The organism is Kitasatospora sp. NPDC057512 (assembly GCF_042802135.1).
Taxonomy (GTDB): domain Bacteria; phylum Actinomycetota; class Actinomycetes; order Streptomycetales; family Streptomycetaceae; genus Kitasatospora.
Genome location: NZ_JBHVET010000218.1, coordinates 1 through 8,729, shown reverse-complemented (window position 1 = coordinate 8,729; position 8,729 = coordinate 1). Strand labels below are relative to the sequence as shown.

9 protein-coding genes are annotated in these 8,729 nt (G+C 74.5%); 7 read left to right on the top strand and 2 right to left on the bottom strand.

Annotated features, from left to right (window positions below; all coding sequences use genetic code 11):
• Positions 1-126 precede the first annotated feature (126 nt).
• Positions 127-1,026 (bottom strand): LysR family transcriptional regulator, encoded by a 900-nt coding sequence (locus ACFU6K_RS16700; protein WP_380663702.1) that lies wholly within the window; start codon positions 1,024-1,026, stop codon positions 127-129.
• Positions 1,027-1,171: 145 nt separating this feature from the next.
• Between ACFU6K_RS16700 and ACFU6K_RS16695 the strand changes: the two genes are divergently transcribed.
• The gene (locus ACFU6K_RS16695; protein WP_380663700.1) at positions 1,172-2,242 is read left to right on the top strand and encodes a YncE family protein; all 1,071 of its coding nucleotides are present in this window, start codon (positions 1,172-1,174) and stop codon (positions 2,240-2,242) included.
• A 37-nt stretch (positions 2,243-2,279) separates the two neighbouring features.
• Here ACFU6K_RS16695 and ACFU6K_RS16690 read toward each other — a convergent pair whose 3' ends face one another.
• Positions 2,280-3,326: a VanZ family protein gene (locus ACFU6K_RS16690; protein WP_380663698.1), complete on the bottom strand. Its 1,047-nt coding sequence runs from the start codon at positions 3,324-3,326 to the stop codon at positions 2,280-2,282.
• 390 nt (positions 3,327-3,716) lie between these two features.
• Between ACFU6K_RS16690 and ACFU6K_RS16685 the strand changes: the two genes are divergently transcribed.
• The 6 genes from ACFU6K_RS16685 to ACFU6K_RS16660 all read left to right on the top strand — a co-directional run.
• Positions 3,717-3,857: a hypothetical protein gene (locus ACFU6K_RS16685; RefSeq protein WP_380663696.1), complete on the top strand. Its 141-nt coding sequence runs from the start codon at positions 3,717-3,719 to the stop codon at positions 3,855-3,857.
• A gap of 35 nt (positions 3,858-3,892) precedes the next feature.
• Positions 3,893-4,210: a hypothetical protein gene (locus tag ACFU6K_RS16680; protein WP_380663694.1), complete on the top strand. Its 318-nt coding sequence runs from the start codon at positions 3,893-3,895 to the stop codon at positions 4,208-4,210.
• Positions 4,211-4,371: 161 nt separating this feature from the next.
• Positions 4,372-6,012, top strand: a complete 1,641-nt coding sequence (locus ACFU6K_RS16675; RefSeq protein ID WP_380663692.1) for a Rieske 2Fe-2S domain-containing protein — start codon at positions 4,372-4,374, stop codon at positions 6,010-6,012.
• Between the two features lie 11 nt (positions 6,013-6,023).
• A complete protein-coding gene (locus tag ACFU6K_RS16670) occupies positions 6,024-7,094 on the top strand; it encodes a glycosyltransferase family A protein (protein ID WP_380663690.1) in 1,071 nt (356 codons plus the stop codon).
• Entirely contained in the window at positions 7,091-8,188 is a 1,098-nt protein-coding gene (locus tag ACFU6K_RS16665) for an NAD-dependent epimerase/dehydratase family protein (protein ID WP_380663689.1), read from the top strand. Before ACFU6K_RS16670 ends, ACFU6K_RS16665 begins: the two co-directional genes overlap by 4 nt.
• Before the next feature lie 20 nt (positions 8,189-8,208).
• Positions 8,209-8,729, top strand: a 521-nt coding sequence (locus tag ACFU6K_RS16660) for a UbiA family prenyltransferase (protein WP_380663687.1), incomplete at its 3' end; no start/stop codon positions are given.

Below are 8,729 nucleotides of genomic sequence, written 5' to 3'. Positions count from 1 at the left end.
GTGACCGCACCAACCACCGCCTCCTTGCCCCAGCCGCCGCATTGTACCCCGGCTGGTTTTCCCGACCGCACACCGGGGCCCGCGCCCCCCCCCCCCCCCCCCGCGGGGGCACCCCCCGCGCGGGGGCTACTCCGGCTCCCGCCCCAGCACCGCGGCCGCCACGTGCTCGCGGAACCAGCGGTGCCCCGGATCGGCCGAGTTGCGCGGGTGCCAGGCCATCCCCAGTTCCAGCGGGGCGAGGTCCAGCGGGATCGGGAAGGTGCGCAGGCCCAGCGCGGCGACGGTGTCCGGCAGCCAGCCCTCGGGGACGAGGGTGACCAGGTCGCTGCCGCGGGCGAGCAGCATCGCGCCGGTGTGGCTGGGCACGATGACCGCCACTCGGCGCCGGAGCCCGAGGTCGGCGAGCCCGGCGTCGATCGGGCCGAGTCGCTTGCCGCGCCGGGAGACGCCGATGTGGTCGGCGGCGGCGAACCGGCGGGCGGTGATCCGGCGGCCGTCGAACAGCGGATGGTCCGCCCGGGCGAGGCCGACCAGGGGAACGCGGAGGAGCTGCCGGGTGCGGACCTCCGCGTCCAGGTGGCCGAGCACGCCCAGTTCGACGTCCACCAGCCCCTGCCGCAGCGCCGGTCCGTCCTCCAGCGCCTCCGGCAGGAAGACCACGTCCACCCGCGGAGCCTCCGCCCGGACCCGCTCAACGAGGGCGCCCGCCGTCCGTACCAGCATCAGCTCACCGGCCTGCAGCGTGAAGGTGCGGTCGAGGTGCACGGGGTCGAACCCGGCGCCGGGGCGCAGCACGTTGTCGCAGCCGCGCAGCAACGCGCCGACCTCCTCCCGCAGTTCGAGCGCCCGCGGGGTCGGGACCAGGCCCTGCCCGGCGCGCACCAGCAGCGGGTCCTCGACGGCGCGGCGCAACCGGGCCAGCATCCGGCTGACAGCCGCCGGCGAGGTGCCGAGCCGCTCGGCCGCGCGGGTCACGCTGTTCTCCTGGAGCAGGGCGTCCAGCGCCCGCAGCAGGTTGAGATCCATCGGTCGTCCGCTCCTGACCTGGGTCTTTGCATCCTGGGCAACTATCCGATGCCGATCCTTGCATTGTTCCCGCCGCAGCCGCCGACGACAGTGGAAACGACCGCGAAACCGCGAAACCGCAACACCCCCTCACCGAGGAGTCCTCATGTCGCAGCCCTCCCGCACCGACCGTTCCGACCGCACCGACCGTTCGGACCGCTCCGGCGACGTCCTCGCCGTCGTCAGCCAGAGCGGCTCGAACGTCCTGTTCTTCGACGCCGCCACCGACCGGCACCTCGACACCGTCCGGGTCCTCGCCGAACCGCACGAGCTGTGCTTCGACCCGACCCGGCGGCTGCTCTGGTGCACCAGCGCCTACCACTCGGGCTACTACGGCGCCAACAGCGGCCGCCGCACCGAGGTGACCGTCATCGACGCCGACACCCGGCGCGTCGTCGACGTGGTCGACCTCGCCCCCGAACACGGCCCGCACGGACTGGCCCTGGACACCGCCCGCGGCCGGCTGTACGTCAGCGTGGAGGGCGGCCCGGACCGGCCCGGCGGCGTCGTGGTCATCGACACCGAGACCCGCCGCCCGCTCGGCCGGATCGACACCGAGGCGCCCGGCCCGCACTGGTTCGCCATCACCCCGGACGGCCGGACCGGCTTCGCCACCAACAAGGAGGCACCCTTCGTCTCGGTCGTGGACCTCGACCGGGGCGTGCTGACCGCCAAGGTCGAGGTCCCCGGCAGCGAGGGCCTGGCCGTCTCCCCCGACGGCGCCCGGGTCTACGTCGCCGGCCCGTACCTCTCGACCACCACCACGCCCGCCCCGGCCCCCGGCATCCGCGTCATCGACGTCGCGACCACGGCCGTCACGGACGTCCTCGCGACGGGCTCCCGGGCCCTGCCGGCCCACCTCACCGCGACCGGCAGGCTGCTGGCCGGTGAGGTGCGCAACGTCCCCGACGGCTCCCCCCTGGGGCGCCAACTCCCGGGCCGCCTCACGGTCTTCGCCGCCGACGGGCACCAGCGGCTCGGCTCCGTCGAGGTGGGCCTGTTCCCGCTCACCGTCACCTCCTCCCCCGACGGCCGCCTCGCGTACGTCTCCTGCGCCGTCTCCTCCACCGTCGACGTCATCGACCTGGAGGCGCTGGAGCCGGTGGCCCGGCTGGAGGTCCCCCGGCTCGGCGAGGCGGGCGCGCACGGCCTGGCCTACCTGCCCCGTCCCGCCTGAGCCCCGGGACGGACCACGGGAGTTCGAGAACCGGGGCCTACGAAGAAGCTGTCAGGATGCGGCCGTCGGCGCCCACGGTCAGGTCGAGGCGCACCGCCGGCCGCCCCGCGGCCGTGCCCTCGCCGCGGTAACTGAGCGTACGGGCAGAACCGTTCGGGCCGGCGGGGGCGACGGTCGGGGTCAGGCCGGCGATCCGGTCGGCGAACCAGGTGTCGGCGAAGGCCCGGCCGGCGGCGACGACCTGCTCCGGGGTCAGGGCGGGCGCGCCGACCGCGTCGGCGGAGGGCGTGGCCGCGGTGACGGCGAGCAGGCGGCCGCTGGGCTGCTCGATCCGGAAGTCGCCGCGGTCGGTGCTGACGTCCATGATCTGCTGGGTCAGCCCGGGGTCGGCGGTGGTCGTGGTGAGGCTCACCAGCGTGCGCGGGCCGAACACGCCCTCCGCCACCCGCTGCGCCGTCGCGATGTCGTCGGACGGCGGAGCGAAGAGGCCCGGCGAGTCCCGGTACGTCCGGATCCCGAAGTGGACCACCAGCCCCACCCCCGCCAGCCCGACGGCCCCCAGCACCAGCCCGTGGACCAGGTCCCGGCGCAGCCGGGGCAGCCCGCGCCGCCGCACCAGCAGCCAGGCGGCGGCGAGGAGCGTCCCCAGCAGGGCGCCGGCCGCGTTGTCGACGAAGTCCGCACCGTCGCAGGCGCGTCCGGTCCCGAGCAGGGTCTGGACGACCTCGGTGACGGCGGACAGCACCGCGCAGCCCGCGAGCACGGTGACCGGCCGCCGGAAGAGCAGCACGCCGAAGAACGCCAACGGCACGTAGAGCGCGATGTTCATCAGCCCCTGCTGCGCAGTCGCGTCGGCCCACATGCCGGGCCCGATCGTGCAACTCGGCGGCCCCGAGTAGCCGGTGGCCGTCGGCGTCAGCGTCACCGCCAGCTCACCCGCCAGGCTCAGCCCCCACAGCACCGCCGTCGGAACCGCCGTGCCTCTCCGGCGGGCCCACCGGGCGGTTCCGAGGGCGAGCGCCGATCCGAGGACGGCGAACACGAGCAGGAGGGCGGGGACGGCCGAGTAGCTTGCTTCGATCATCAGGTCTTCCGGGTCAAGGGGAGGCAAAGGAACGCTACCGCAGCCGCGACACCGGCCGACCCGAGCCCCAGGTCCCTCGCGAGACCGAGTCGTCCACGCGGGGGACCTGGGCGTATGTCCGCTCCGGAGCAGGTGCCGGCTGTCCGCATCGCGGAACGCGGAGCGGCGCCGGGCTGACACCTTCCGCCTGACCGAAACCTGCCAAGTCGGCCGCCCCGCAGCTCATCCGGGGTCGGCGCGACGTCCCCGTCCTGGCCCGAAGCTGCCACGCGTTTGGTGTCACCCCTGAACCCGTGTGAGCGTGCCGGGGCCCGTGCGAATCTTGGGACCACCGAGGCCGCGGACGAACGAGAGCGGCCCGAAACCCCCCAGGATTCGGAGGACTTCCCCATGTTCACCTCCGCGCGTTCCCGCGGTCCCGTACGCCGGACGACGACCGGGCTCCCCACCGCACCGGTCGCCCCGCTCTCCGCCTGTCCGCTCCCGCAGGCCTTCCCGGCCGCGGTGGGCAGCGGCTTCTCCTGGGGCTGACCGGCCGGTTCCCCCCAGAGCTCCCAGGACTTCCGGTGCACCTCGTCGGCGTGCTGCTGACCGCCGCGACAGGCGGGTCGGCGGGCGCCCGGCCGACCGTCGGGGCCGTGCTCTCGGCCCTGGACAGCGTCACCTCCGCCCGCGACGGCGTCGAGCACCTCCACGTCCACATCACCCCCCGGGGCGTCCGGTTGACCTTCTACCTCGCCGGCTGCGACCTGACCGACGCCGTCGGCCGCGCCATCGCGATCGCCCACCGGGCCGTCGCCGGCCCGACGGCGCTCGCCCGGTTCGCCGTCACGGACTTCAACGTGCTCGACCGGCCGGCCGACCCTCGGCGCGACGCCCGCTGACGGCCGCTCACGACCGCCGACAGGGCCCACGGACGGCCACTGGCGCCCGCCCGGACGGCAGCACGGCACCGCGTCCGCTCCCCCAACGGTGGCTCCCCCCACGGCCGTTGCCTCTCCCCGGCCGCCCCCTCCCGAAGTCGCTCGACCGCCATTGGAGACTCATGCGCATCACATCCGTCGGCCACGCCGGCCTGCTCGTGGAGACCAGTGCCGGGCGCATCCTCTGCGACCCCTGGTTCAATCCGGCGTTCTTCGCCTCGTGGTTCCCGTTCCCCGACAACGAGGCGATGGACACCGCCCGGTTGCACACCGCGGAGTACCTGTACGTCTCCCACCTCCACCACGACCACTTCGACGCCGAGTGGCTGCGGACCCGGATGTCCAAGGACACCGTGGTCCTGCTGCCGGACTACCCGGTCCGCGACCTGCGGACGTCCCTGGAGGACCTCGGCTTCCGCCACTTCGTCCAGACCCGGGACCTCGAACCGACGCACCTGGACGGCGGCGTCCAGGTGATGGTCAACGCGCTCACCTCGCCGACCGACGGCCCGATCGGCGACTCCGCGATCCTCATCGACGACAACGGCACCCGGATCCTCAACCAGAACGACGCCCGCCCCGTCGACGAGCCCCGGATCCGGTCCTTCGGGCCGCTCGCCGGGCACTTCCTCCAGTACTCCGGGGCGATCTGGTACCCGATGGTGTACGACTTCCCCGCCCGGATGAAGCAGACCGTCGGCCGCCGCAAGCGCCGCAACGGCATGGCCCGCGCGCTGAACTACGTCGAGCAGTACGGCGCCGAGCACGTCTTCCCGTTCGCCGGGCCGCCCTGCTTCCTGGACGAGGAGCTCTTCCACCTCAACGACCTGGACGGCGACGACGCCAACATCTTCCCCGACCAGTGGGTCTTCCTCGACTTCCTCCGCGAGCGCGGGGTGACCAACACCCATCTCCTCCTGCCGGGCACCGTGGCCGAGTTGGGCCCGGACCGCAGCTGCCGGCTGGAGCAGGTCGACGAGCGGACGGTCGCCCGGATCCGCGACGACCGGACCGGCTACCTGCGCGCGTACCAGGCCCGCCGGGCCGACCGGATCCGCGCGGAGAAGGCGGGCTGGCCGACCACGCGCACCGACCTGCTGGCCGGCCTGCGGGAGTGGGTGGAGCCGCTGCTGCGGTACGCCGACCGCACCTGCGAGGGCATCAACGGCCGGGTCCTGGTCGAGGTGGTGGACACCCCTGACGCGACCGGGACCGAGGAGGGAGCCGACGACGGGACCGGAGCCGGGGCCGCACCCACCGAGCAGATCCTGTTCGACTTCCTGGACCGCCGGGTGGCCCGCTGGGCGGGCGAGGAGTGCCGCTACCGCTTCGAGCTGCCCCGGCCGCTGGTGGAGCGGATGGTCGCCGAGCGCTGCCCCGACTGGGCGAACGAGCTGTTCCTGTCCTGCCGCTTCAAGGCGGCCCGCAAGGGGCCCTTCAACGAGTTCGTGACCACCTTCTTCGCCTCTCTCTCGACCGAGCGGATGGCCTATGTCGAGGGCTACTACGCGGAGTTGAGCCAGACCGAGGAGCGCGCCCGGGCCGGTGACCACGTCGTCCAGCGGCTCTGCCCCCACCTCAAGGCGGACCTGGTCCGGTTCGGCTCCCACCGGGACGGCATCCTCACGTGCCGGCTGCACGACTGGGAGTTCGACCTGGCCACCGGCCGCTGCCTGACCAGTGACGACCGGAAGATCATCAGCGAGGCGCGGGTCAACCCGTCCGACGATGACCCGGACCTGCCCGAGATCCCCGCGGCCTGAACAGGACAGACATGACCCTTCCCCTGGTGTCGGTGGTCATCCCGCTCTACAACGACGCCCGCACACTGCCCGCCTGCCTGGACGCGGTGACCGCCCAGACCTACCCCAACCTCGAAATCGTCGTGGTCGACGACGCCAGCACCGACGACTCCGCCCTGGTGGCCGGGAAGTACCCGTGCCGACTGGTCCGCCAGGAGCGCAACGCGGGGCCGGCCGAGACCCGCAACCGCGGCGCCCGGGAGGCCCGCGGCGAGATCGTGTTCTTCCTGGACGCCGACGTCGGCCTCTCCCCGACCTCGGTCGCCGCGGCGGTGGAGCGGCTGGCCGCCGACCCGGAGATCGGGTCGGTGTGCGGCATCACCGCCAAGGAGCCGCTGCTGCCGACCACCCGGGTCGGGGACTACCGGATCCTCCAGTCGTACTACTGGCGGATCAGCTCCGAGGGCACCGTCACTCCCTGGTTCTCGGCCCTGGCCGCCATCCGCCGGTCACTGTTCCTGGACTCCGGCGGGCTCAACCCGGCCCTGCGCCAGACCGAGGAGATCGACTTCGGCGTACGGCTGTCGGCCACCCGCCGGATCGAGCTCAGCTCCGCGGTGGTCGGGCGGCACAACGACGAGGAGCGGCTGTCCGGGCTGGTCCGCAAGCTGTTCCGCCGGGCGCGCCTGCGGGTGCCGCTCTACGTGGACCACCGGGGCTTCATGCGCGGGTTCGAGACCCGCTCCCGGGCCGTCGCCGCGCTCGCCGCAGCCGGCGCGGTGGCCTCGCTGCCGCTGGCCCTGGTGTCCCGCCGGACGCTGCCGGCCACCGCCGCCCTGGCGGCCGGCGCCGTGCTCGCCGACCGCGGCTTCCACGCCTTCCTGGTCCGCGAGCGCGGGGTCCCGACGGCGGTCGCGTACACCGCCCTGCACTTCGCGGCAGGCACCGCGGTGACGGCGGGCGCGGCGGTCGGGGCCGGCCAGTGGCTGCTGAGCCCGCGGTTCCGGCGGCTGTACCGGCGTCAGGTGCCGCCGGTGGGCGCCGCCCGTCCGCCGCTGGCCGGTGCCCCCGGCCCGGCCGCCCCGCCGGCAGGCCGCCCGTGACCGCCGACCGCCCCGGGGCCGCCGACGGCCCCCGCTCCACCGCCCGCCCCCAGCGCGTGCTGCTCACCGGCGCGGCCGGCTTCCTCGGCAGCGCCCTGGTCCGACGGCTCGGCAGCTCGCCAGGACACCGGGTGGTCGCCCTCGACCGCCGTCCGCTGCCGCCCGGACTCGCCGCCCTGCCCTCCGTGGAGGCGGTGGTCGGCGACGTCCGGGACCGCACCCTGCTCGGCCGGCTGGCGGCCGAGGCGGACGTGGTCGTGCACGGCGCCGCCGCCCTGCCGAGCCACCCGGCGGCGGAGATCCGCTCGGTGGACGTCGACGGCACCCGCACCGTCCTGGACGCCGCCCGGCGGGCCGGGACCGACCGGGTGCTGCACATCTCCTCCACCGCGGTGTACGGCCTGCCGGAGCGCACGCCGACCCCGGAGACCCACCCGCTGGTCCCGGTCGACCCGTACAACGCCGCGAAGATCGCGGCCGAGCGGCTGTGCGCCGACTACCGCGACCGGGGCATGTGCGTGCCCGTCCTGCGCCCGAAGACCTTCATCGGCCCGGGCCGGCTGGGCGTCTTCGCGATGCTCTTCGACTGGGCGCTGGACGGCCGGGGCTTCCCCGTCCTCGGCGGCGGCCACACCCTCAACCAGATGCTGGACGTCGAGGACCTCTGCGACCTGGTGACCGCGGTGCTGACCCTGCCGGGCGAGCGGGTCAACCGGGAGTTCAACGTCGGCGCGGCCGAGTACGGCTCGTTCCGCGAGGACTGCCAGGTGGTCCTGGACCTCGCCGGCCACGGCAAACGGGTCGTCCCGCTGCCGCTCGGCCCGGCGAAGGCCGCCCTGCGGACGCTGGCCGCGCTGCGGCTGTCCCCGGTCTACGGACGCCTCGTCCAGAAGCTCACCCGGGACTCCTGCGTCGACATCACCGACGCCCGCGAGGTGCTCGGTTTCACCCCCCGCCACTCCAACGCGACCGCCATCGAGCGCAGCTTCACCTGGTACCGCGCGAACCGGTCCGCCGTGGCCGGCACCACCGGCCGGACGCACTCCGACCGCTGGCGCGAGGGTGCCCTGCGCACGGTCAAGGTCCTCTTCTGACAGCAGCGAAGGGAACGGAAGTGAGTACTGCGAGCGAGTACCGCAAGGGCCTCGTCGGCCCGCCGGTGCATCCGCCCGACGGGGACACCGGCCCCCCGCCCGCCGAACTGCCCGAGGAGCCCGGCGGGTCCGGGCCGCCCGGGGAGCCCCGGCGCGGCTCGCTGGTGCGCGGCCTGCTCCGGCTGGTCAGACCGTTCCAGTGGCCGAAGAACGCGGTCGTCCTGGTGCTGCCCCTGCTGGCGTCCGGCGCCTCGCCGTGGCCCGCCGTCGCCGACGCGCTGCCCGTCCTGGTGCTGTTCGTCCTCGCGTCCTCGGCCACCTACGTCGTCAACGACCTCGCCGACCGGGAGCGGGACCGCCGGCACCCGGTCAAACGCCACCGCCCGATCGCCTCCGGGGCCGTCCCGGTCCCGGTCGCGATCGTGCTCGGCGCCGTCCTCTACCTCGCCCTGCTGGCCGGCTCGGCGGCCGCGGGGGCCGCCGCGGTCCCGGTGCTCGTCTACGCGGTCACCAACATCCTGTACAGCTTCGTCCTCAAGCA